Here is a 22,434-nt window from a genome sequence, read left to right as displayed (position 1 = left end):
TATCGTCCGCTTACGCAGTAAAGCTATCCGAGGAAGGGAAAAGAGTATTACTCCTTTCCACAGACCCTGCCCATTCCCTTTCTGACGTGTTTAATACCCCTATAAGCGGAGAGGTTAAGATAAACGAAAACCTGACTCTTAAGGAGATAGACGTTAAAAAAAGCCTTAAAGATTACACGAATAGAGTTTTTGAGTTATCAAAAGCCCTTCTTAAGTCCGAATCCATCAAGCAACTTGAGGGTATACTCCACTCCCTTGAAGAAAGCCCGGGAATAGAAGATACCGTAATCCTTGAAGAATTAACTAAAGAAATTCTTTATAAATATGGGGATTACGACGTTTTCGTCGTTGATACCGCCCCCACGGGACACACACTCGGGCTTCTGAAAACGGTCGGAAGGCTTTCTTCCTTTTTTGAGGAAGTAATAAAGATGAAAGCTAAGCTTGAAGAGTTAAAAAGAGCTTCGGGGAAGGATTATGTTTCAAGAAGCCTTGAATACATAGAAGAGAGAAAAAAAAGGTTTGAGCATTTCTCGGAAGTAGTTTACACAGCTTCCGAGTTTATACCCGTTCTAACACCCGAAAAGCTCCCGATAGAGGAGACGATAAGACTCGTAAAATCATTAGAGCACAAAGGAATAAAGGTAAAGAGGATAATAATTAACAAAGTTCTTCCGGAAAATCCGAGCGATGCGTTTTTAAAAAGAAGAAGGGAAAACCAGGAAAGGTATATAGAGGAAATAGAAGAAAAATTTTCAAAACTTGAAAAGATTTATATACCCCTGAGGGAAGGGGACGTGGTAGGATACGAGGAGCTAAAAAAGTTATCCTCTCTTCTCACCTTCTAAGGATTTTGCCTCAAGCCAGAGTTTATCCATCTCCTCAAGACTCATATCCTCAAGCTTCTTTCCCATTTCCTTAGCCTTCTTTTCTATGTAGGAAAAGCGTCTTATAAACCTTTCGTTGGCTTCTTGAAGGGCTTCCTCCGCATCAACCCCTACAAAACGTGCAAGCTCAACAACGGCGGTCAGGATGTCTCCAATCTCGTGTTTTATGTTCTCCTTATCATTTTTCTCAAGGGATTCCTTTAGCTCCTGTATTTCCTCCTCAATCTTATCAAAAACCTGGTTTATATTCTCAAAGTCAAAGCCCACCTGTGAAGCCCTATCCTGGAGCTTCTGAGAACGCATAAGCGCGGGAAGGTGTTTAGGAATTCCCTCAAATATACTCTTCCTTTTTTCCATCTTCTTTTTCTCCCAGTTTTTAAGAACGTCCTCCGCTTTCTCGTTTCCAAAAACGTGGGGATGCCTTTCTATAAGCTTTCTAACAAGAGCGTCTATAACGTCGTTTATATCAAAAGCTTCTCTTTCTTTTGCTATTTGGGAATGGAAAACAACCTGAAGGAGAAGGTCTCCGAGCTCTTCTTTTAACTTCTCGTCGTCTTTACTGTCTATAGCGTCAAGAACCTCGTAAGCTTCCTCTATTAAATACTTCTTCAAGCTTTCATGGGTCTGCTCCATATCCCACGGACACTTCTTTCTGAGCTCTTCCATTACTTTTACTAAATCTTCGAATGTATACCTCTTTTTACCCCTCATAATTTAATACATATAGGAGGAAATTATGCCAAGATGGGGAAGATTTAGAATTTCATTTGATAGCTGGAAACTTCTATCTTTGGATAACCACGTATTGGAGGAATCGGACGAGATTGGGGACGTAAAGGTAGAAACCGATAAATGGAAACCTATAAAAGGAGGAATCCCTGAAGATTTTGACGAGAAAAGTTTAAAAATAGCCTTTGTAGACGGAGTAAGAAGAACGGAAAACGTCGTTTATATAGAAGACCCGACCCAAACTGTAGTAGTAGAAGGCGCTTTCGTTTCCATAGGTGCAGGTGCTTTAGTCTTGAATTACGGAAAGATAAACGAGCTTGAAAGTGCTCTTAAAGAGTGCAGAATAAGGCGCTACTTTCTCCTCAGGGAAAAGGTTGAGATAGGAAGCCCAAAAATAAGGTTTACCTCCCAATGGGGAGCTGTTGAGTTTGCCGTTGAAACCGCAAACAAAGAGCTTTCTCCTTACGTGAACGACCTGATGGCGAATATGGAGCTTGAGGTGGCCACAAGAATATACGATGGGAGGTTAGCGGACTTAATAATAACTGACGGCACACTTCACTACGTGGCAAGAATAAGAAACTATCCCCTCGTGGGATACATAAAAAAACATAAAAGAATTTACGTATATCCCGAACACATAGAAGTCTTAAGAAAAATGAATGTCGGGGAAAGAACTCCGATAGTTTTAATTCATTCACAGCCTACTATGAACGGAAGTAATACATCAAACCTTGATAAGTTCACGTGGTATGTAAAGCTGAGCGAGGGAGAAGGTATAACGAGCCTTGCAAGGCTTGAAGTTCCTGCAGAAATAGGGATAAACGAAGCTATAAAGCTTGCGGACCTTACCGCATACCTCATTCCAAAGTTCTCCTCAAGGGAGTTCAACGAAAAAAGAGCACCCCAGAACTTGATTCCCATTAAATACTTGGAAACCTTCCTGCGACACAGGCTCGGAAGCCAGTCCCTTATAAGAAGGCTTATAGCCCAGTATATAAGATGAAGCGGGTTCTCGTGAGTAAATGTCTTCTTGAGTGTTGTTACAGATACGACTCAAAAGACGTAAGGGTTAAAGAACTAAAAGAAAGATTAAAGAACTGTGAGGTTATAACAATCTGTCCCGAGGTTGAGTTATTATCCCTTCCGGTTCCGAGGCCTCGGCTTAAGTTTGTTCCGACACAGCGAGGAATAAGACTCCTCAAGGAAGACGACTACAAGGATTTAACAGATGAACTCAGGAAAAAGGTAAGGGAGTTTTTAAACTCCATCGGGAGAATTGACGAGGCGTATTTAAAAAGCAAGTCCCCCAGTTGCGGTGTAGGGGATGCAAAGGTGTATAAATGCATTGAGTGTGAGGAAGAGGTGGGCAGGAGGGACGGAATTCTAACGGAGGAACTAAAAAAGACCTTCCCCAATGTTAATATACACAAGTTGTAAAATAAACTAAGACCCTTTTCAGGGAGGTGGATTATGGACAGAGAATACAAACGCTACCACGAAGAGGAACACGAAAAACCGAGGGTAATAGAAGAAGGCATATGGGTTGCGGAAGAGGCAATAAAGAAAGCCCCTAGACTTGAGGGTGTTCCCACGGGTGTTGAGGGACTGGACGAACTTTTCTTTAAAACGGAACTCCAAGACGGGAAGGTGGTAAAAAAACCCTTGGGCGGAATACCGAGGTATGCCGTGGTTAACATAACAGGTGTTTCGGACACGGGAAAGTCCTTAATGGTTGAGCAGTATACTGTGAAGCAGGCGGATAGAGGAGAGGCCGTAGCCTTTATAACCGTTGAGAGCCCTGCTCCTTTCGTCACTATGGGACTCAGAGAAAGGGCAACTGCCATGGGTATAGACTTTGAAAAGATAAAGGAGAAGATAATACTAATAGATGCTGCAAGTCACGCAACTCTCAGGGAAAACATCCCCAACCTACTTGCAACCCTTGCCCACGTTATTAAAACCTACAAGGTAAGGCACACCGTTATAGACTCCATAACGGGACTTTACGAAGCAAAGGAAATGCTTGCAAGAACGATTGTAAGACAGCTCTTTAACTTCATGAAGAAATGGTATCAAACCGCTCTTTTCGTTTCCCAGAAGAGAAGCTCCCACGAAGAGCTATCCGCGGAAGCTGCGGGAGGTTTTGCCATAAGCCATATAGTTGACTGCACGATGGTTCTCGCAAAAGAGCTTATAATGACGAAGTATCAGGCTCAGATTTACAAAAAGGAGCTCGGGGATATCGTAAGGCTTTTCAGGGTGGACGGGTGTCGTTTATGCGGACACGACACGAGAACCCACTTTATGGAAATTACCGAAACCGGACTCGTAAAGATAGGTCCTCCTCTCAGGTAAAATAAAACCTCTATGAAAGAACTCGTAAGGGAAAAGGTAGAAAAAGCCCTAAAAGAGTTATACGGAATAGAGAAGAAGGAATTTAAGGTAGAAAAACCCAAAGAGGAAAGCTTAGGAGACCTGGCCACGAACGTAGCTTTTTTGCTGGCAAGGGAGCTTAAAAAACCTCCCGTAAAGATAGCCGAGGAGCTCGCGGAGGAATTAAAGAAAGATACAACCTTTAAGAGCGTTGAAGCGGTAAAGGGCTTCATAAACTTCCGTTTTTCTTTTGATTTCTTAAAGGGAGAGTTTAAAAAACTCCTTTCAAGGGGTGAAGAATACTTTAAGGAAGATCTTGGAAAGAAAATGAAAGTTCAGGTTGAGTATGTAAGTGCAAATCCTACGGGTCCCCTTCACTTGGGCCATGGAAGGGGAGCGGTAGTAGGAGATACTCTTTCAAGGCTTTTAAAGTTCTTTAATTACGAGGTTACGAGGGAGTATTACATAAACGACGCGGGAAGACAAGTTTACCTTCTTGGTGTGTCCATTCTTTACAGATACCTTGAGAATTGCAAGGAAAGAGACGAAGAGCTTTTTAAGGAAATAAAGGAAATCTTTGAGAATGACGGATACAGAGGTGAATACGTAAAAGAGTTAGCAAACCGAGTTAGGAACTTAACAGGTGAAAAACTTTGTAAAGAAAAGAATTTGAAGGAACTCAGAGAGTTAATACTCTCAAAGGAAACAGGAGTTGAACTTAATTACCTAAAAAAGTATGAACCAAAGGACGCAATTGAGCTTTTAGCCCTTTATGGGCTTGACCTTATGCTCAAGGAGATAAAGGAAGACCTCTCCCTTATGGGAATAGACTTTGACGTCTGGTTTAGTGAGAGAAGTTTATACGACGAGGGACTCGTTGAGGAGCTTATAAACCTCTTAAAAGAAAAGGGATACGTTTACGAAAAGGAAGGGGCACTCTGGCTGAAAACTTCTGAGCTGGGGGATGACAAGGACAGGGTTGTTAGACGCTCGGACGGAACCTATACCTACTTTGCTTCAGATATAGCCTACCATTACAACAAGTTCAAAAGGGGATTTGAAAAAGTCATAAACGTGTGGGGAGCCGACCACCACGGTTATATACCGAGGGTAAAAGCTGCCCTCAAGATGTTAGGTATAAAGGATGAATGGCTTGAGATACTTCTCGTTCAGATGGTAAAGCTCTTCAGAAGCGGTAAAGAGGTAAAGATGTCAAAGAGGGCTGGAACGTTTGTAACCTTGAGGGAGCTTCTTGAGGAAGTTGGAGCAGACGCGGTCAGATTTATATTCCTCACAAAGAGAAGTGATACCCCCCTTGACTTTGACGTTGACAAGGCAAAGGAAAAGAGCTCAGAAAACCCCGTTTACTACGTCCAATACGCTCACGCTAGGATAGCGGGCATCCTGAGAGAGTTTAAGGAGAGATACAAAAAGGAGGTGAACAGGGAGGAGTTAATAAACTACGTTGATTATCTATCGGAAGAGGCAGAAGAAAAGCTTATAAAGAAACTCCTTTCCTTCAAAGACGAGTTAATAGACATAATCCAGAGGAGGGAGCCCCATCTCCTCACTTATTACCTGATAGACCTCGCAGGGGACTTTCACCACTACTACAACCATCACAGGATACTCGGAATGGAAGAAAGGGTGATGCTCTCAAGGCTTGCACTCGCCTTAGGTGTAAAGGAAGTAATAAGGATAGGGCTGAGCCTTATGGGTGTGAGTGCCCCCGAAAGGATGTAACTAAACGTAGTAACGTTTTCTGTAAAAGAAGTCAACCAGAAGGTATCCCGTAAGGAACCCCCCTATATGCGCATACCACGCCACGCCCCCGTATCCTATGAAGGGAAGAGTAACTATACCGTTTACAATCTGGATAAAGAACCACATACCTATGAAGATTACCGCGGGCAACTCCATTAAGGTGAGGAATATAAATACGGGAACAAGTGCGAGGACCCTTGCGTGGGGAAATAGCTTCATGTAAGCTCCGAGCACTCCGCTAATAGCCCCGCTTGCCCCCACCATAGGAACGTTTGCTCCCCCAAAGGCAAGGCTTATAAAAGTCTGGCTAAGTGCGGCACCCAGACCGCAGAGTATGTAAAAGATTATGTATCTAAACTTTCCGAGCCTATCTTCAACGTTATCCCCGAAAACCCATAAAAACCACATGTTACCCAAGATGTGCCCCCAACTACCGTGGAGAAACATATGAGTGATAAGTGTATAGGGCTTTTGGGAAAGTTCCGATGGAACTAGACCCCACTCCCTGAGAAAAAGCTCAAAGGCCGTTATCTGACCCTGAAGGGTGTATATGATATCGTCGGTGAGGCTCCACTCGTAAAGCCATATTGCTGAACAAAGGATTATTATGCTCAGGCTTACTACGGGAAAACTTCTTGACGGATTTACGTCCTTTATTGGAATCATAGCTTTATTTTATACCGAGCTGGTAAATTATTTTAGTGAATATGAGTCAGTTCGTCGACGTTGAAAGACCGGTTTCGAAAAAGTTAGAGAAAATTCTTACCGAGGACAAGAACGACATTACTAAGTTAATTTCCGACCTGAAAAAACTTATAGAGGAAGACCCCTACTACCTTGAGACCTACATAAAGCTTTCCGAGATAATGGAGAACGAAGGCTACATTAAGGAGGCGGAAGAGATAATCCTTCAGGCATACGAGAGGGCTATGGAGCTTCTTAAAGGAGAAAGGGGAGAACTCCCCGAAAGCGTCCCTTGGGAATACGAAACCAACAGACACATAATAAGGGCTATTCTTGAGACCGGTATAACGTTATGGGAAGTGGGAGAGATAGACGAAGCCCTAAAGGTTTTAAAGATGCTTTACAAACTTGTTCCCGGAGACCCGATAGGTATCAGGTATTACATGCTTGCCATACTTGAAGGTATGGGGTTTGAAGAGTTTGAGCTTACCTTCGGTAAAAACGGAGGATACGATACAAAGTCCCTTGAGGAGTGGTTTGAAAGGCATAAAGAAAAATTTACGGAGTTTTTGGAGGATTAAGTTTTTCTCTCAACCTTTCCAATGCCCTTGCCTTTATTTGGGCTACCCTGGATATAGATGTGTTTAAAACCTTTGCAACCTCTTTTAGGGGAAGTCCTTCGTAGAAAACCAGCTGAATAACGAGCTTCTCTCTCTCGGGAAGCTCACTCACCGCTTTTTTTAACCTTTCTTCGAACTCCTTTTTTATAACCCTTTCCTCAACGTCCTCCCCCGAAGATATTAGCTCGGAGTAATCCCTTACGTTTTTCCTAAAAACCTCCTCAAGGTTAAGGATGTGAGAAAAGGATATTCTCTTTAGTGTATCCACAAGTTCCTCCGTGGAAATCCCAAGCTCATTTGCCAGTTCTTCATCGGTAGGCTCTCTTCCGAGTTTTTCCTTCAGGTTTTCAAGTGCCTCTTTTATCCTTCTTTCCTTATTCCTTATCTCCCTGCTTCCAAAATCAAGACTCCTCAGGTAATCGTATATAGCTCCCTTTATCCTAATCTTCAGATATCTCTCTACCGCTTTCTCATCCGTAGTTTTAAGGTTATCTATTCCCTTTATAAGGCCGATTATTCCGTAACCTATCAGGTCCCTCACATCAACGTCCTCGGGAAGGTGTTTCTTTATGTTGTATGCTATACCCCTTACAAGTGGCAGGTATTTAAGGATAAGCTCTTCCCTCTGTTCCGCGTAAGGTTTTTTCATACTCCCAGTTTTTTAAGTATTTTACCCCAAAAGCTTTCTCTCGGCTTAGTTGTCAGGTCTATATTTGATATGGCTTCCCTGAGTTCTTCCTTAAATGTCTTATCAACCGGGTTCTGGTCTATAACCCTTCTTATCAAGTTTTTCCTGTAATGCAAAAAACCTATGTAGTGAACCTTTGCAGTTGTGTATTTTGATGAGAGTATCTCTATGCTTTCTGTCACGCTTTTTGCTTCAGCCTCGTTGTCCGCTTTGTTAACGATTAGGTAAAAATCTTCTACTCCTTCTTCTCTGTTCAGAACCTTTATAAGTGCGTAGGCGTCCATTATTGCAGTAGGTTCGGGCGTTGTGAGTATTAGGGGAATGTCGGCACAGGAGGCAAGCATAAGTGTAGTTCTGTGTATACCGGGAGGTGTGTCAAGTATTACGTAATCAAAGTTTTCTTCTGCAAAGCTGTGAAGCTTGTTTATTACGGTGCTGAGCTGGGTTCTTGGCATGTCCGCAAGACTCTGGAAACCGCTCCCACCCGATATGAAATAAAGGTTTTCATTCACCTTCACCGGAAGTTCCTCTATAACTGCAAAACCCTTCAGCATGTCGGATAAGTCTTTTGAGGGCGTTATGCCGTACATGAGGTGTATGTTACTGAGTCCTAAGTCCCCATCAAATATAAGAACCTTCTTCCCTTCCTCTGAGAGAATCTCACCCAGGTTTATCGCAACGAGTGTTTTCCCTACTCCTCCTTTCCCGCTCGATATAGATATATACTTAGTTTTTTTATCCTTTCCTTCCTTTATCTTAAGCAAGTTTAGCTGCTGGTTTAACTTCATTTTCATCCTCTAAAATTAATCGGATGATATAGTCGTAATTTGCAATAACTATGTCTTCGGGCAGTGATTGCCCGGTGGTAAAGCAGAGAATGGGATACTGGGTTCTGTAAGCAACGTTTATTATGCTTCCCGGAAATGGAGTCTCGTCAAGTTTTGTGAAGATAAGACCCTTTACGGAAAATATGCCGAACTGCATAACAGCCTCATACATAACGAGTTCAGCAAGGTTTGCCGCAAGTGTTAGGTATACGCTTATATCGGATACCTTGAAGTAAGATTCAAGCTCTTTAAGTCTTACAACGTCGTAGTGACTCCTTCCTGCGGTATCAACGAGTATAACGTCCCTGTCCTCCATCTCAAGGAGGTGGACGTTAAAGCTCTTTGGGGAGTCGGATAGCTTGAAGGGTATTTCAAGGATTTCCGCAAAGGACTTTAACTGTTCAAAGGCACCGACTCTAAAACTATCAAGGGAGATTATTCCGACCTTTTTCCTGTTTTTCTTAAAAAGGTATGCGAGTTTAGCTATAGTTGTAGTCTTTCCCACACCCGTGGGGCCTACCAGGGCTACAACCTTAGGCGGATTTTCAAGGAAGTTGTCTTCTATCTTTATATTCTTTTCGAGGCTCTCCCTCATGGAAGTGTATAGTTCCTCTTTGAAGTCGTAAACTTTTCTGTCTATATCGTATCCGCATGCATCTTCTACAATCTTTTTAGCTATATCCTTGTTTACGTTTTTTAAAATAAGTTTCTCGTAAACTCTTTTAACTCTTTCTGAGTAATTTTCCCCTTCAGTCTGTGTCTTCACCTCATTTGTCTGTTGATTGTTGGAGGATAAAAGCTCGTTAACTATCTTCTTTAGGTTCTCAATCTCCTTTAACAGTTCTTTTTCCTTCTCAAACTCCTTCTTAAAGTCCTCTTCCTCCTGTATCCCCACCGTTACCTCAAGTTTCTTAACGGGAAAGATAGGCAAGAATCCGAATCGTTTCTTTTTAACAATTCTTGAGGACAGTATAACTGCATTCTCTCCGTATTTTTTCTCAAGGAGTTCTATAGCCTCCTGTATAGATTGGACTTCCAGTTTCTCAATCTTCATCTATAATACCTAATATTTTTATGTTAACCTGTTTTTCAAGTTCGTTGTAAGAGAGAACCGCAAGCTCGGGAAGGTAGGGTTCAATCGTTTTTCTAACGTAGCGTCTTACTTCTCCGGATGTAAGCAGAATGGGCATAGCCTGGTACTGGGTGAACTTAACTATCTCGTTCTTTATCTTGGGAAGAAGCTTATTAAGAACAAAGTCTATAAACTCATCCTCTCTGTTTTCCTTCAGAAAGTGAATAAGCTTTGTCTCAACCTTAGGTGAGAGTGCTATAGCGTATAGGGTTCCGTTTGTGAGATACATACGGGTTATCCTCTTTGAAAGTGCTTGTCTTACATATTCCGTGAGTAGGTCGGCGTCCTTCACTTGTTCTATGTAGTCCGCTATCGTTTCAAGAATTGTTAGGAGGTCATTAACGGGAATACCTTCCCTTAAAAGGTTTTGTAGAACCCTGTGAAGAACGGATACGGGAACCTGTTCCGGAACGAGTTCCTTTACAACTTTCGGATATTTCTTAGATAGCAGCTCAACAAGTTCCATAACTTCGTTTCTCGTGAGAAGCTCGTGTAGGTTTCTCTTTATAACCTCCGAGAGGTGCGTTATTAAGACAGTTTCCGGGTCCACTACCATGTATCCTAGCTTTTGTGCTTCTCCCTTTCTATCTTCGGTTATCCAGTAAGCCTTTATCTTAAAGGCCGGATCGTAGGTTTCTATGCCTTCAATTTTTCCCTTTACGTTCCCGAGGTCCACGGCAAGGTAATGGCCCGGCATAAGCTCATACCTGTCAAGTTCTATACCTTTAAGGAGAATTCTATACTCGTTCGGTTTCAACCTCAGGTTATCCCTTATGTGAACGAGGGGAATTATAACGCCGTAATCCTTTGCAAACTGTTTTCTCAAGCTCCTTATCTTTTCCGGAATCTTCCCTCCTTGGCTTTCATCAACGAGGGGAATAAGAGCGTATCCCACCTCCAAGGTTATAGGGTCGGGTTGGGGGATTAGATCCTCTTCTTCTTCCTTCTTTTCCTTAACTTTCTCTTTTGCGAGTTCTTCAAGCTTTTTTATTTCCTGCTCCTTTATAGTTTTCATTAGGAAGTAGTAAGCGGATACAAGGGCTCCCGCCATAAGGAAAAAGGGTAATGTCGGTATGCCCGGAATGAGACCAAGAAACCCTAAAACTCCTGCGGAAAAGAGTAAAGCTTTCGGTTGTTTTGTAAACTCTTCACTTATAGAAACACCGAGGTTTTCCTGTGAGGACATCTTCGTAGTGAGAACACCTGCAGCGGTTGAGAGGAGAAGTGCCGGAACCTGAGATGCTAACCCTTCACCTATTGAGAGTATAGTGTAGGTCCTTAACGCGGTTTGAAAGTCCATTCCCCTTATAACTATCCCTATTATGAGTCCTCCCACCAAGCTCAAGAAGAGAATTATGAGAGCAGCTATAGCATCCCCTCTTATGAACTTACTTGCTCCGTCCATAGCCGCGTAAAAGGACGACTCTTTTTCAAGTTCCTTTCTTCTTCTTTTTGCCTCCTCTTCTGTGATAAGGCCGGCGTTTAGGTCCGCGTCTATAGCCATCTGTTTACCGGGAAGGGCATCCAGCGTAAACCGTGCAGCAACTTCCGAAATCCTTTCCGCACCCTTTGTTATAACGATGAAGTTAATGACTATGAAAATTAGGAAAACTATTAGACCCACAACAATGTCCCCACCGGCAACTAGCTTTCCGAATGACTCAATTACCCGTCCGGCCGCTTGGGTTCCCTCGTGGCCGTGCAGGAGTATTCTCCTCGCTGCGGCGATGTTTAGGGAGAGCCTCATTAGGGTTCCGAGGAGAAGTATAGATGGAAAAGAGGAAAACTCAAGGGGGTTTGTTATGAAGAATGTGAGTAAGAGAACGCTGAGAGAGAAGGTTATTGAAAGTGTGAGAAGAAGGTCAAGAAGGAGGGCCGGAATGGGTATTATTATCGCCGTCAGGATTAAGACAACCGCAAAGATTACCCAGGCTTCCCTTCCCCTCATACCATCATATCTTTTAACTCTTTAAGTATCTGGAGCTGTCTTTCCATAACGTATTGTCCGATTAGGGATTCTATCCTCGGATGAAGCTCTAAGAACTTAAACCCGGCCCTATACCCCCCGTTATACTCAATTACATACCTGCACTCCCCCTTAACCCTTATTTCCTCCCCCTTTACGGTAAAACCCAGCGTAACAACTTCACCTTTTTCAACCACCTTTTCCTTCAGGAATACACCCACTCCTCCTACGGATATATCCAGCATCTCTCCAATGATGTTTTTCTCAATTATGAAAACGGAAACGGGTTTTTCGGGCTTAACCCTTATGAACTCCCTTTTTTCAATAAATACATCTTCATAACTTACTACCCTCGCGAGGATATTCTCCTCTTTCTTTTGCATAACTTCAAGCTTTACGGGTGACGTTAATCCTTCGGCTTTCATGTAAAAGCTATCTCCTACGTTAAGGAGAGGAAAAATTAAGCATTTTTCCGTAAACTCAATCTCGGCTATATCCTCTATCAGGTCCTCTATCTTTCCCTTACAGTAAACGGGAATCTCTTTGTAGGAAAATACGAATAAAACTTTTGCTTTCTTATGTTTTAAAAGCTCAATCTCTTTTAGAAGGAATCTCCTTTCTTTTTTAGTTATATCCTCAACCTTCTTGAGATGCTCACTTACGCTTTTCAAATAGTCAGAGTAAGCCTTTTCTATTATCTCAAAAATCTGGTCTATTAACGAAAAGAGAGTTTTTAACGCTTTCAATTCTTCCTTAGTTATCTCATCTTTAGAAATTAAGTAATCTACAAAATCCCTTAAAAGCTCAAGAAGAACTTTTGAATATACGGGCTTTATGTTTAATCCCTTCTTCGCATAACTAAATGCGAGGTTGTAAAAAAAATCCTTATGAAGTGTTTCCCTGAAAAGCTGATTGAAGAAAACCTCGCGAACCTTTAAAAGTTCTTTATCCTCACCTAAATACTCTTCTGAGTATTTCTTTATACTCTCGTAAAACTTATCCTCATAGTTTCTGAGAAACTCCCCGAGTATATCCATTAAAATTTCATTTTAACCTCAGTCCTCGCTCTCTATAACTATCTCATCGCAGTCCTCCTTTTCTATTACAAGCTGACAGGTAAGTCTTTGGTCCTCGTCAACAGCTCCTACTCTCCAGAGTGTATCTTCCTCGTCTTCCGATGGCTCGTTCAGACATTCCATGCCCTTTAATATCCTTGCAACACAAACACCGCACTGCCCATCCGTGCAACCGAACTCTATACCGGCCTTCTCAATCTCGTGGCTCAGCTCGCCGAACCTAACACCCTTAGGTATATCAAACTCCTTTCCGTTTATTATCACCTTCATAGTAAAAGAATATTCTAAAAACGGTGTAAGATATTAGCACTGATTTTTACCACACTCTTTCATATTGATATACGAGGCTTATAATATACCTTTTAGGAGGTATGAGTTTGACCAAAACGAAGAGAGTTTCCGAAGTGGCTAAGGAGCTCGGTGTTAAGTCCAAGGATATCATAGAGTTACTAAACGAGTATTATCCGAGACCTGACGGAAAGCCTTGGAAGGCTTCCCATGGACTTGACGAACAAGCCCTTGAAATAATATACGATGCCTTCAAACCGGAAGAGAAGAGTGAAGAAAAGAAAGAAGAAATCCAAACCCGGGTTCAAGAAGTAAAAGAAGAGGAAGCAGAAGAGGTAAAGGAAGAGAAAGAAGAGAAGAAAGAAGTTATAGTTGAAGAGATAAAAGAAGAAGAAAAAGAGGAAGAAAAGAAGGAAGAGGTAAAAGCGGAGAAAAAGGAAGAGGAACAACCGAAAAAGAGCGTTGAGGAGCTAATAAAGGAGATACTTGAGAAGAGAGAAAAAGAAAAAGAAAGAAGAAAAAAAGAGAGAGAGAAATTACAAGGACCCCGCGTAGAGGTTAGGGACCTTACGAAGGAAGAAAGACCTAAGAAGGAAGAGGAAAGGAAGAAGGAAGAGAAAAGAGAGGAAAAACCGAAGATTAAAATGTCAAAGCAGGAAAGGGAAATCCTTAGGAAGCTTGAACACGCGGTAGAAAAGGAAAAGAAGAAACAGGAAAAGAAGGAAAAGGGGAGAAAGAAGAAAGAAGAAGAGGTGAAGATTATACAAATTCCCGAGGTTATAACGGTAAGAGAACTCTCGGAACTCCTTGACGTTCCTGCAAACAAAGTTATAGCTGAGCTTATGAAAAGGGGTGTTCTCGCAACGATTAACCAGCCCGTTCCGCCCGAGGTTGCGGTTGAGGTTGCGGAGTCCTTCGGATACCTTGCGGAAGTAAAGAAGGAAGAGGAAGAAGTAGAGGAAGAAATCCTTTTAAAAGAAGAAGAGCGGGAAGAAGAACTCCAACCAAGACCTCCTATAGTCGTAGTTATGGGTCACGTTGACCACGGAAAGACGACACTCCTTGACAGGATAAGAAAAACGAACGTAGCGGAAAGGGAAAAGGGGGGAATAACCCAGCACATAGGTGCTTCACAAGTTGAACTCCCGGACGGAAGGAAGATAACTTTCCTTGATACGCCCGGACACGAAGCCTTTACCACCTTAAGAGCAAGGGGAGCAAAGGTTACCGATATTGCCGTTCTCGTTGTTGCCGCTGACGACGGTGTTATGCCCCAAACTGTAGAAGCTATAAACCACGCGAAAGCCTTTGACGTTCCTATAATCGTCGCGGTAAACAAGATTGACAAGCCCAACGCCGACCCTATGAAAGTCAGAAGGGAGTTATCGGAGCACGGACTCATCCCGGAAGAATGGGGAGGAGATACCATATTCGTTGATATATCCGCAAAAACTGGGCAGAATGTGGACCAACTCCTTGAGATGATTCTTCTCCTTGCGGACATCCTTGAGCTTAAGGCCAATCCCAACAAGAAAGCAAGGGGAACGATTATAGAGTCAAAACTTGATAGAAAGAGGGGACCCGTTGCAACGGTAATAGTTGAGGATGGAACACTCAGGATAGGGGATCACTTTGTTGCGGGAACGACTTACGGAAGAGTTAGGGCGATGTTTGACGACAAGGGAAGACAGTTAAAGGAAGCCCCGCCATCAACACCCGTTGAAGTTCTCGGTTTTGAAGAACTGCCCGAAGCCGGGGACGAACTTATAGTTGTAGACGACGAAAGAACCGCAAGGGAGATAGCGGAAAAGAGAAAGGAAAAGAAGGAAAGGGAGGAAAAGCTACAAACTATAAGGCTTGAGGATATTTACAAGAAAATACAGTCCGGAGAGACTAAGGAACTAAGAATAGTCCTGAAGGCGGATACGATGGGTTCCCTCGAAGCCCTCAAGAAATCCCTTGAAGAACTATCAAACGAAAAGGTTCAAGTGAGGATAATACACGGGGCGGTGGGAGGAATAACGGAAAACGACATAATGCTTGCAAAGGCTTCCGGAGCTATAGTGATTGGTTTCAACACGAGACCGGACCCCAAGGCCAGGGAACTTATGGAAGAGGAGAAGGTTGACGTTAGGCTGTACGGCATAATATACGACGTTATAGACGACGTTAAGAAGGCCCTTGTTGGTCTCTTAGAGCCCATTAAGAAGGAAGAAGTCCTCGGAACCGCTGAAGTAAGGGCTACCTTCAAGATAAAGAAGGTCGGAACGGTTGCGGGTTGTTACGTCCTGAACGGAAAGCTCGTGAGAGGTGCAAAGGCACGGTTAATAAGGGACGGCGTAGTTATATACGATGGAGAGATAGAAAGCCTGAAACGTTACAAAGAAGACGTGCAAGAGGTCAGTGCAGGTTACGAGTGCGGAGTTAAATTAAAAGATTACAACGACGTTAAGGTGGGTGACCAGATAGAATGTTACGAGATAAGGTACGAAAAACCGACACTCTGATACCGCTGAACGAGATATACGAGAGTATTCAGGGTGAGGGTCTGCTCGGAGGCACTCCCTCCGTCGTCATAAGGCTGCAGGGGTGTAATCTGAGGTGTCCATGGTGTGACCAACCCGAAGCTCTTTCCTTTGGAGGAAACTACGTAAAACTTTCAGATATAAAAAAGAAACTTGAGAAGTTTACGGCAAAGCATACGGTAATAACAGGTGGTGAGCCCTTTGCCCATAGGGAACTTCCCAAGCTCGTTGAGATGCTTCTTGAGGAAAACTACTCCGTTCAGATAGAGACAAACGGAACCCTATGGGTTGAGGGTATGGAAAAGTTTGCGAAGGATATACACATAACCTGTTCACCTAAAGGTGTGGCAAAGTATTACGTAAACCCAAACATACTTAAATACGCTAAAGAGCTAAAGTTTGTTGTTGACGAAGAGCTGAGTCCTGAAATCCTCCTGAGGAATGAATTCCTTCCTTTCTTTGAGAATAAAAGGGTTGTTCTACAGCCGGAGAGTAACAGAAAAGAAATGTTAGAAAAAGCATTGGAGCTCCAGAAACACCTTTTAAAAGAGGGATTCACCGTAAGGGTCATACCCCAAGTTCACAAGTGTTTTGACCTCAAATGAGAAGGTTTATCACAGTAATTCTCGTCCTCCTGTTCCCCTACGTTTCGGTTGGTATTTCCACACGATTAGCTTTTACTGAGAAGTTCGTTGAGTGGGAATACTCAAGAAAGGACTTTCCTCCTGACAGGTGGGGAATGAAAAAGGAGGAAAGGCTTGAGCTTGCAAAGCTCGGACTGAGGGCTGTTTTATCCGATGAAGGAATGGAAGAGTTTAAAGAAAAACGATTAAGAAACGGAAGAAAAGCTTTTACAAAAAGAGAAGCAAAACACATGGAAGATGTAAAGAAATTTCTATCCTTTTACTTTCCGTCAGTCTATATTACAATGGCTTTATGGGTTATCGGAGTAATTATCTTAAGAAATCCTAATGTATTAATACTTTCCGGCCTATTCAACACATTTTTATTGATTTTCCTGGGAATTCTTACGTTTACAAACTACAAAAGAGCTTTTGAGTTGTTCCACAACGTTGTTTTTGACCCTTATTCGTGGAAGTTCAGGTATTCAGATACATTAATAAGGATTTATCCTCTGAAGTTTTGGTATGACGCTACGCTTTTTGTTGCTACGTTAAGTCTACTACTCGGGTTCATTGCAGCTATAGCGGGAATGGTGTGGAAGAGGAGAAGGGGACTTAAACCTTAGCCCCCATCTGTTTTGCTTTCTCTATGACGTCCTCTATGGTTCCCACCATGTAGAAGGCGTTTTCGGGAAGGTGGTCATACTTACCTGTGAGAACTTCCTTGAAGGACCTTATCGTATCTTCAAGCTTTACGTATTTACCGGGCATACCCGTAAACTGCTCTGCAACGTGGAAGGGCTGGGATAGGAACTTCTGAATTCTTCTCGCCCTGTTGACTATAGCTTTATCCTCTTCGGAAAGCTCTTCCATACCGAGGATTGCTATGATTTCTTGAAGCTCCTTATACCTCTGGAGTATTCTCTTCACTTCCATGGCAACTTCGTAGTGTTCCTCTCCGACGTATTCGGGGGCGAGATACTTTGATGTAGACTCAAGTGGGTCTATTGCCGGGTAAATTCCGAGCTCGGCGAGCCTTCTCGTGAGAACGGTGGTAGCGTCAAGGTGTGCGAATATAGACCAGGGTGCCGGGTCCGTTATGTCGTCTGCAGGAACATAAACAGCCTGTATAGCGGTAATTGAACCTTTCTTAGTAGAGGTAATTCTTTCCTGGACTTCACCGACGTCGGTGTTTAGAGTGGGCTGGTATCCGACAGCTGAGGGTAGTCTTCCGAGGAGCGTAGAAACCTCTGAACCTGCTTGAACGAACCTGAATATGTTGTCTATGAATATTAGAACGTCTTGGCCTTCAACGTCCCTGAAGTATTCCGCCATAGTGAGACCTGTGTGGGCTACCCTGAACCTAACTCCGGGGGGTTCGTTCATCTGTCCGTAAACCATAACCGTATAGGGTAGAACTCCGGACTCCTTCATCTCAAGCCATAGGTCGTTTCCTTCCCTCGTTCTTTCACCGACACCGACGACTACGGAGTATCCTTCGTGGAAGCGTGCTATGTTGTGGATGAGTTCCTGCATAAGAACGGTCTTACCGACTCCCGCACCTCCGAACAGACCAACCTTTCCACCTTTTATAATGGGTTGGAGAAGGTCTATAACCTTGATTCCCGTTTCAAGTATCTCAACCTTGGTTGACTGTTCAACGAGTTCGGGAGGATTCCTGAACATAGGCCAGTATTCTTTTGCCTCAACGGGTCCTTGCTCGTCTATGGGCTGTCCTGCAACGTTAAAAATCCTTCCGAGAACTTCCTTACCTACGGGTATCTTTATGGGACCTCCGAGATACTCAACCTCTTGCCCCCTCACGAGTCCGTCCGTGGGACCCATCGCTATAGCTCTTACCCTGTGTTCCCCTATGTGTTGTGCAACTTCCATAAAGAGAACTTCCTCAAACCAGTTTCCCCTATCGTCTATAGCCCTTCTTATCGTTTTTAGTCCGTCTTTGATTCGGGGAAGCTCCTTTACTCCCTCAAACTCAACGTCAACAACGGGACCTATTACCTGAACAATCTTACCCTTTATAACTTCCACCATCTATGAATACCTCCTTACTGAGCTTTTAGAGCTTCAACGGCGTTAGATATATCTATAAGTTCCGTTGTAATCGCTTCCTGCCTTGCCTTGTTGAAGATAAGAGTCCACTGCCTTATGAGGTCGTCTGCGTTCTTCGTAGCGTTATCCATAGCTATCATACGGGCAAAGTGTTCCGCAGCGTTAGACTCAACCATAGCCCTGTATATCTGGTAGTTAAGGTAAAGGTTAACTACGTAGTCGAAGAACTCTTCTTGGGAAACCTCAAACTCGTAAACACCCGAAATCTCTTCCTTCTCTTCCTCCGAAACCGAGAATGGAAGGAACGTTCTCACTACGGGCTTGTAGCTTGCCCTCGTTATCATCTCGTTGTTTATGAGGTAGACCCTGTCCGTTTCGCCGTTTAGGAACCTTTCCCTCACAGCTTCTGCAACCTCTTTCGCAACCGAGAAGTTTATAGTCTTTCTAAAGACCTCGTCGTATCCCTTTATTATCTTGTATCCTCTTTTTGAGAAGTATTGATAACCTTTCCTTCCTATGAGAAAGAGAAAGACTTCTGCTCCCTTTTTCTCCTTTTCGTTTATGAGCTTTTCCGCTTCCTTTATAACGTTTGAGTTAAAAGCTCCCGCAAGACCCCTGTCCGCGGTAATGAGTATTATGTCAACTCTCCTCTCGTCTCTGTAGTCAAAAAGAGGGTGGTCGTCCGTATCAACGTGCTTTGCAAGGTGAGACACAAGCTCGTAAATCTTCTCCGAGTAGGGACGAGATGCGTAAACGAGCTCCTGGGCTTTTCTGAGTTTTGCGGCGGAAACGACTTTCATGGCGTTCGTTATCCTTTTCGTGTTCTTTATACCCTGTATCTTTCTTCTTATATCCCTCGGAGAGAGCTTAGCCATAACGCTTCATATTATAAACTAAATAAATACCGAGTATAATTTCATTTTACACTCAAGGAGGTAAAGGGAAATGAAGGTTATCCTTACGAAGGATGTTGAAGGACTGGGGTTTTTCGGAGACATAGTTAACGTAAAGGACGGGTATGCTATGAACTACTTAATCCCGAGGGGTTTGGCACTTCCCGCGACCGATGGAAATATAAGACACATAAAGACGATACTCGCTCAGAAGGAGAGGAAGCTCCTCAGAGAGAAAAAGAAGGCTGAAGAGCTTGCAAAGAAGCTTGAGGGTATGGTTATAGAAATAAAAAAGGCGGCGGGAGAAGGAGGAAAGCTCTTTGGTTCTGTTACCGCAAACGATATAGTTGAAGCTCTAAAGGAAAAGGGAATAGAAATAGAGAGAAAGCACATAGTCTTTTACCACCCAATCAAGGAGGTTGGTGTTTTTCCTGTAAAAATCAGGCTTCACAAGGACGTTGCGGTTGATATAAAGGTTGACGTAAAGCCTGAGGAGAAGTAGATTATGAGCCATGAAAGAAGTAAGTGTAAGTGAGAAAAGTTTTCACTTCAGTAAAGATTTTCTCTTCTTAATAGGCGGTATTTCCCTTTCGGTTCTTCTCGCCTTCCTTCTTCCCGTGGAGAACGTATTTTGGTATAAATCCGCATTCCTAACTTACGTTCTTGCATCGGTTCTTTATATAGCTTACCTCTTCATAAGGGAAGGCATAGTAGGTAATGTAGCCACACTTACCCTTTATCTCGGCCTTTTACTCAACCTTACGGGAATGATAAGGAGGGCTTACGAAAGCTACCTGATGGGTGTTTTCCACCCGCCCTGGAGTAATCTCTTTGAAGCTCTCACTTTCTGGAGCTTTATAGCAGGTTCCGTATACCTGTTCCTTGAAAGGAAGTATGGGTTTAAAATCTTAGGAGCTTTTGTTCTTCCCGTTTTAGCAGGGGTTTCTGCCTTTGCAATATTCAAGGCGAATCACGAGATAACACCCCTTATGCCTGCATTAAGGAGCTACTGGTTATACATACATGTGGTTACGGCTTTCATAGGTTACGCCGGGTTTACGGTGGGTTTCGGGGGTGCCGTTGCCTACCTCCTTAAAGAGTATTTTGGAGAGAACAAATTTATTAAGAACTACCTCCCGAGTAAGGAAGTTCTTGACGAGATAACTTACAAATCCATAGCCATAGTTTTCCCCGTATGGACCGCTTCTATAATCCTGGGTGCCGCTTGGGCTAACGAGGCTTGGGGCGGATACTGGAGTTGGGACCCTAAGGAGGTTTGGTCTCTTATAGTTTGGCTCTTTTTTGGTGCATACCTTCACGCGAGACAGTTAATGGGATGGAAAGGTAAAAAGGTAGCATGGATGGTTGTCTTCGGCTTTGTAACGGTCCTTATATGCTTCTTTGCAATAAACCTATACTTCCCGGGACTACACTCATACGCTACCGAGTAAGCTCAAAGGCTTTTTCCTTTGCCCTTTCAACAGCCTTCCTTATCCTTTCCGGGGGAACTTTTAACATCTTCCCCACGTGTTTTATCACCTCTTCGTCTTCGTGGTGAAACTCAAGAAGCTCAACTAAAGAAAGGAGAAGGCCGAACTCGTTGTAACGTTTTTCATAAGCTTCTATAATTTCTTGACCCAGGTTAAGCTCCCTTGCAAGGGAAGCCGGTTCCTCACCTATGAGCTCATCCATAAGGGAAAAAAGACCTATGAAGTATCCTTCCCTCTCAAACTCGGGAATGTAAATCCTTGCAAGTTCCTGGGAAAGGTGAGCCCTAAAGAGAGAACGCTTTATTATCTCCTCTTCCCTCTTTCCCGCAAATAGCTCCGCCATAGCAAGGGCTAAAACGAAGTTAGTAATGTCGTTTATACTCAAGAATAAAACAGCATCACTTACGGTCTGGATATCCTCCGCTTTTCCGGGGTAAAAGTTCTTTACCCACTTGAGGAGTTTATAGGTAAGACCAACGTCGGACTCTATAATCTTTACTATCTCTCCTAAGTTTTTGGCCTCAAGTGCATGAAAGAGTTTAATGATAGTGTCTTTTAAGAATAAGACACTTCTTACATCTTTTAAAAGTGAAGGAGACCCGAGAAAACTTCCCTGGAAGTAATCACCGAGCTTAACAGCTTCGTTAAAATCCTCCTCTTTTTCTATATCCTTAAAGATAATCTTCACTCCTATTGACTTTAAGGTGTTTATTTCCTCTTCAAAATCCTTCTCTGTTGACCGTTTCCATGATACCATTACGTAGTCAGAAACGGGTATTAAAGGAAGCATCTCTACTCTTTCAAACCTGAAGTCCGAAAGGCATAGGGAAAATCCCCTAAGTTTTATCTCCTTTATATCACCTATGAACTTATCTGTTAATCTTTTAACCTTACTAATCTTGATAATAACGTGAGAGGAAGGAAGTAACTCGTAAACCGCTGACTCAATAAGTTCCTGGGAAAGCTCAACAAAGACTTTTTTATTACCGAAAACGGAAATAGGGTCCTCTTCAAGAAGGTAATTAATAACTATAGGGCTTACTTTTCCGTTTAAACTTATATTTCCATCCCGCGGAATTAGCTCAAAGGCAAAAATCTTCTTGTTTCTATCAAGAACAGGGTATTTGTAAATAATTCCCATAATCTAGCGTGACCTCCTCCCCGCATCTCTGATGCGGGGCTTCCCGCTTCATCGTGGGCAGAACCCACTCCACGGGCGTTACTTCCCCGCAGTCCACGGGTAGGGCAGACTTCAGGCGGTCTGCCAGCGCCTTATTTTTCTTTGCTAACTGTTTCAATCCTTCCTTCAATATGTTCCATACGCTGTTTAAATCCCTATCAATCCTCAGCCCGCACTTTGAACATTCAAATATCCTTTGAAAAAGTCCGAGTTTTTGCCTATATCCGCATCTTGAACAAGTTTGCGTCGTAGGTTCATATTTAGGAACAAATTCCACAGGGATAATGGTCGCAAGGCATCTCAGCCTTGCAGTTATTCCCCCTATCCCTGTGTTTTGAATCTGTTTACCAAATAAACCCTCATGCCAACCCTTTATATCATCTTTCTGCACCGCTACAAACGGAAATCTCTTTAAGTAGCCTATGACCTTGTTTTGAATATCTCTTCTCTTGTTTTTGATGTATTCCCATTCTTTTTGAATCAATTTTTTGACTTTTAGATAGTTCTTGCTTCCCTTCTTCTTCCTTGCCAATATCTTCTGAAGTCTTTTTAACCTTTTCGTTTCGGGAATATACCATTTAATCTTTTCCCCCGTTGTCAATGTCAGTTGGTCTTT

At 43.0% G+C, this 22,434-nt stretch carries 23 protein-coding genes; 11 read left to right on the top strand and 12 right to left on the bottom strand.

From position 1 onward, the window contains the following. The coding region (locus tag ACWB1W_RS06275) for a TRC40/GET3/ArsA family transport-energizing ATPase (RefSeq protein WP_479370527.1) at positions 1–848 on the top strand (848 nt) is incomplete at its 5' end. Here the strand turns inward: ACWB1W_RS06275 and mazG are convergent. Continuing rightward, positions 825–1,598, bottom strand: coding sequence for a nucleoside triphosphate pyrophosphohydrolase (gene mazG / locus ACWB1W_RS06270; RefSeq protein WP_479370526.1), 774 nt, complete (start codon positions 1,596–1,598; stop codon positions 825–827). The genes ACWB1W_RS06275 and mazG overlap by 24 nt on opposite strands. Positions 1,599–1,677: 79 nt before the next feature. Here mazG and ACWB1W_RS06265 point away from each other — a divergent pair, with 79 nt between their 5' ends. From ACWB1W_RS06265 to argS, 4 genes are read left to right on the top strand one after another with little or no spacing between them, the layout of a single operon-like run. Then, positions 1,678–2,622, top strand: coding sequence for a DNA double-strand break repair nuclease NurA (locus ACWB1W_RS06265; RefSeq protein WP_479370525.1), 945 nt, complete (start codon positions 1,678–1,680; stop codon positions 2,620–2,622). Then, complete coding sequence (locus tag ACWB1W_RS06260; protein WP_479370524.1) at positions 2,619–3,056, top strand: 2-thiouracil desulfurase family protein; 438 nt, start codon at positions 2,619–2,621, stop codon at positions 3,054–3,056. The genes ACWB1W_RS06265 and ACWB1W_RS06260 overlap by 4 nt, the downstream gene beginning before the upstream one ends. 33 nt (positions 3,057–3,089) lie before the next feature. Then, positions 3,090–3,974, top strand: coding sequence for a KaiC domain-containing protein (locus tag ACWB1W_RS06255; protein WP_479370523.1), 885 nt, complete (start codon positions 3,090–3,092; stop codon positions 3,972–3,974). Between the two features lie 12 nt (positions 3,975–3,986). Then, positions 3,987–5,735 carry an arginine--tRNA ligase gene (gene argS, locus ACWB1W_RS06250; protein WP_479370522.1) on the top strand — a complete coding sequence of 583 codons (1,749 nt, stop codon included), beginning with the start codon at positions 3,987–3,989 and terminating at the stop codon, positions 5,733–5,735. Here argS and ACWB1W_RS06245 read toward each other — a convergent pair whose 3' ends face one another. Beyond that, positions 5,736–6,422 carry a rhomboid family intramembrane serine protease gene (locus ACWB1W_RS06245; RefSeq protein ID WP_479370521.1) on the bottom strand — a complete coding sequence of 229 codons (687 nt, stop codon included), beginning with the start codon at positions 6,420–6,422 and terminating at the stop codon, positions 5,736–5,738. 41 nt (positions 6,423–6,463) lie between these two features. On the opposite strand from ACWB1W_RS06245, the gene ACWB1W_RS06240 reads away from it, so the two are divergent. Further along, a complete protein-coding gene (locus tag ACWB1W_RS06240; protein WP_479370520.1) occupies positions 6,464–7,021 on the top strand; it encodes a tetratricopeptide repeat protein in 558 nt (185 codons plus the stop codon). Here ACWB1W_RS06240 and ACWB1W_RS06235 read toward each other — a convergent pair. Genes ACWB1W_RS06235 through fdx form a run of 6 tightly spaced genes read right to left on the bottom strand, consistent with a single transcriptional unit; the run spans position 6,999 to position 13,019 of the window. Continuing rightward, on the bottom strand, positions 6,999–7,709 hold the full coding sequence (locus ACWB1W_RS06235) for a sigma-70 family RNA polymerase sigma factor (RefSeq protein WP_479370519.1): 711 nt from the start codon (positions 7,707–7,709) through the stop codon (positions 6,999–7,001). The genes ACWB1W_RS06240 and ACWB1W_RS06235 overlap by 23 nt on opposite strands. Further along, positions 7,706–8,542, bottom strand: coding sequence for a MinD/ParA family protein (locus ACWB1W_RS06230; RefSeq protein WP_479370518.1), 837 nt, complete (start codon positions 8,540–8,542; stop codon positions 7,706–7,708). Before ACWB1W_RS06230 ends, ACWB1W_RS06235 begins: the two co-directional genes overlap by 4 nt. Then, positions 8,505–9,629 (bottom strand): flagellar biosynthesis protein FlhF, encoded by a 1,125-nt coding sequence (flhF, locus tag ACWB1W_RS06225; protein WP_479370517.1) that lies wholly within the window; start codon positions 9,627–9,629, stop codon positions 8,505–8,507. The genes ACWB1W_RS06230 and flhF overlap by 38 nt, the downstream gene beginning before the upstream one ends. Then, complete coding sequence (gene flhA / locus ACWB1W_RS06220) at positions 9,619–11,655, bottom strand: flagellar biosynthesis protein FlhA (protein ID WP_479370516.1); 2,037 nt, start codon at positions 11,653–11,655, stop codon at positions 9,619–9,621. The genes flhF and flhA overlap by 11 nt, the downstream gene beginning before the upstream one ends. Then, on the bottom strand, positions 11,652–12,710 hold the full coding sequence (locus tag ACWB1W_RS06215) for a PilZ domain-containing protein (protein ID WP_479370515.1): 1,059 nt from the start codon (positions 12,708–12,710) through the stop codon (positions 11,652–11,654). Before ACWB1W_RS06215 ends, flhA begins: the two co-directional genes overlap by 4 nt. 18 nt (positions 12,711–12,728) lie before the next feature. Beyond that, a complete protein-coding gene (gene fdx / locus ACWB1W_RS06210) occupies positions 12,729–13,019 on the bottom strand; it encodes a ferredoxin (protein WP_479370514.1) in 291 nt (96 codons plus the stop codon). 101 nt (positions 13,020–13,120) lie between these two features. Between fdx and infB the strand changes: the two genes are divergently transcribed. Genes infB through ACWB1W_RS06195 form a run of 3 tightly spaced genes read left to right on the top strand, consistent with a single transcriptional unit; the run spans position 13,121 to position 16,811 of the window. Further along, positions 13,121–15,544: a translation initiation factor IF-2 gene (gene infB, locus ACWB1W_RS06205; protein ID WP_479370513.1), complete on the top strand. Its 2,424-nt coding sequence runs from the start codon at positions 13,121–13,123 to the stop codon at positions 15,542–15,544. Further along, the gene (locus ACWB1W_RS06200; RefSeq protein ID WP_479370512.1) at positions 15,508–16,167 is read left to right on the top strand and encodes a 7-carboxy-7-deazaguanine synthase QueE; all 660 of its coding nucleotides are present in this window, start codon (positions 15,508–15,510) and stop codon (positions 16,165–16,167) included. Before infB ends, ACWB1W_RS06200 begins: the two co-directional genes overlap by 37 nt. Beyond that, complete coding sequence (locus ACWB1W_RS06195) at positions 16,164–16,811, top strand: TIGR01906 family membrane protein (RefSeq protein WP_479370511.1); 648 nt, start codon at positions 16,164–16,166, stop codon at positions 16,809–16,811. The genes ACWB1W_RS06200 and ACWB1W_RS06195 overlap by 4 nt, the downstream gene beginning before the upstream one ends. Here ACWB1W_RS06195 and atpD read toward each other — a convergent pair. Together atpD and ACWB1W_RS06185 are read right to left on the bottom strand one after the other, a co-directional pair. Beyond that, positions 16,801–18,237: a F0F1 ATP synthase subunit beta gene (atpD, locus tag ACWB1W_RS06190; RefSeq protein ID WP_479370510.1), complete on the bottom strand. Its 1,437-nt coding sequence runs from the start codon at positions 18,235–18,237 to the stop codon at positions 16,801–16,803. The two genes, ACWB1W_RS06195 and atpD, sit on opposite strands and share 11 nt — an antisense overlap. A 14-nt stretch (positions 18,238–18,251) precedes the next feature. Further along, the gene (locus ACWB1W_RS06185) at positions 18,252–19,130 is read right to left on the bottom strand and encodes a F0F1 ATP synthase subunit gamma (protein WP_479370509.1); all 879 of its coding nucleotides are present in this window, start codon (positions 19,128–19,130) and stop codon (positions 18,252–18,254) included. Positions 19,131–19,200: 70 nt separating this feature from the next. Here ACWB1W_RS06185 and rplI point away from each other — a divergent pair, with 70 nt between their 5' ends. Then, positions 19,201–19,650, top strand: coding sequence for a 50S ribosomal protein L9 (gene rplI, locus ACWB1W_RS06180; protein WP_479370508.1), 450 nt, complete (start codon positions 19,201–19,203; stop codon positions 19,648–19,650). 10 nt (positions 19,651–19,660) lie between these two features. Further along, positions 19,661–20,599, top strand: a complete 939-nt coding sequence (gene ccsB / locus ACWB1W_RS06175; protein ID WP_479370507.1) for a c-type cytochrome biogenesis protein CcsB — start codon at positions 19,661–19,663, stop codon at positions 20,597–20,599. Here the strand turns inward: ccsB and ACWB1W_RS06170 are convergent. After that, complete coding sequence (locus ACWB1W_RS06170) at positions 20,589–21,779, bottom strand: EAL and HDOD domain-containing protein (RefSeq protein WP_479370506.1); 1,191 nt, start codon at positions 21,777–21,779, stop codon at positions 20,589–20,591. The two genes, ccsB and ACWB1W_RS06170, sit on opposite strands and share 11 nt — an antisense overlap. Further along, positions 21,748–22,434 (bottom strand): RNA-guided endonuclease InsQ/TnpB family protein (locus ACWB1W_RS06165; protein ID WP_479370505.1); only part of this gene is annotated, 687 nt, incomplete at its 5' end. The genes ACWB1W_RS06170 and ACWB1W_RS06165, both read right to left, overlap by 32 nt.

This window comes from Aquifex sp. (assembly GCF_056494385.1).
Note: the sequence above shows the minus strand (reverse complement) of the source record. Positions and strands in the feature narration are given on the sequence as shown.

What these genes read in the sequence shown, in the direction of transcription:
- ACWB1W_RS06245 (WP_479370521.1), bottom strand. Translation starts at nt 6,422, where the DNA reads ATGATTCCAATAAAGGACGTAAATCCGTCAAGAAGTTTTCCCGTAGTA.
- ACWB1W_RS06200 (WP_479370512.1), top strand. Translation starts at nt 15,508, where the DNA reads ATGTTACGAGATAAGGTACGAAAAACCGACACTCTGATACCGCTGAAC.
- flhF (WP_479370517.1), bottom strand. Translation starts at nt 9,629, where the DNA reads ATGAAGATTGAGAAACTGGAAGTCCAATCTATACAGGAGGCTATAGAA.
- ACWB1W_RS06170 (WP_479370506.1), bottom strand. Translation starts at nt 21,779, where the DNA reads ATGGGAATTATTTACAAATACCCTGTTCTTGATAGAAACAAGAAGATT.
- ACWB1W_RS06215 (WP_479370515.1), bottom strand. Translation starts at nt 12,710, where the DNA reads ATGGATATACTCGGGGAGTTTCTCAGAAACTATGAGGATAAGTTTTAC.
- fdx (WP_479370514.1), bottom strand. Translation starts at nt 13,019, where the DNA reads ATGAAGGTGATAATAAACGGAAAGGAGTTTGATATACCTAAGGGTGTT.
- mazG (WP_479370526.1), bottom strand. Translation starts at nt 1,598, where the DNA reads ATGAGGGGTAAAAAGAGGTATACATTCGAAGATTTAGTAAAAGTAATG.
- ACWB1W_RS06185 (WP_479370509.1), bottom strand. Translation starts at nt 19,130, where the DNA reads ATGGCTAAGCTCTCTCCGAGGGATATAAGAAGAAAGATACAGGGTATA.
- atpD (WP_479370510.1), bottom strand. Translation starts at nt 18,237, where the DNA reads ATGGTGGAAGTTATAAAGGGTAAGATTGTTCAGGTAATAGGTCCCGTT.
- rplI (WP_479370508.1), top strand. Translation starts at nt 19,201, where the DNA reads ATGAAGGTTATCCTTACGAAGGATGTTGAAGGACTGGGGTTTTTCGGA.
- ACWB1W_RS06260 (WP_479370524.1), top strand. Translation starts at nt 2,619, where the DNA reads ATGAAGCGGGTTCTCGTGAGTAAATGTCTTCTTGAGTGTTGTTACAGA.
- ACWB1W_RS06235 (WP_479370519.1), bottom strand. Translation starts at nt 7,709, where the DNA reads ATGAAAAAACCTTACGCGGAACAGAGGGAAGAGCTTATCCTTAAATAC.
- flhA (WP_479370516.1), bottom strand. Translation starts at nt 11,655, where the DNA reads ATGAGGGGAAGGGAAGCCTGGGTAATCTTTGCGGTTGTCTTAATCCTG.
- infB (WP_479370513.1), top strand. Translation starts at nt 13,121, where the DNA reads ATGAGTTTGACCAAAACGAAGAGAGTTTCCGAAGTGGCTAAGGAGCTC.
- argS (WP_479370522.1), top strand. Translation starts at nt 3,987, where the DNA reads ATGAAAGAACTCGTAAGGGAAAAGGTAGAAAAAGCCCTAAAAGAGTTA.
- ACWB1W_RS06240 (WP_479370520.1), top strand. Translation starts at nt 6,464, where the DNA reads ATGAGTCAGTTCGTCGACGTTGAAAGACCGGTTTCGAAAAAGTTAGAG.
- ACWB1W_RS06195 (WP_479370511.1), top strand. Translation starts at nt 16,164, where the DNA reads ATGAGAAGGTTTATCACAGTAATTCTCGTCCTCCTGTTCCCCTACGTT.
- ACWB1W_RS06255 (WP_479370523.1), top strand. Translation starts at nt 3,090, where the DNA reads ATGGACAGAGAATACAAACGCTACCACGAAGAGGAACACGAAAAACCG.
- ACWB1W_RS06230 (WP_479370518.1), bottom strand. Translation starts at nt 8,542, where the DNA reads ATGAAAATGAAGTTAAACCAGCAGCTAAACTTGCTTAAGATAAAGGAA.
- ccsB (WP_479370507.1), top strand. Translation starts at nt 19,661, where the DNA reads ATGAAAGAAGTAAGTGTAAGTGAGAAAAGTTTTCACTTCAGTAAAGAT.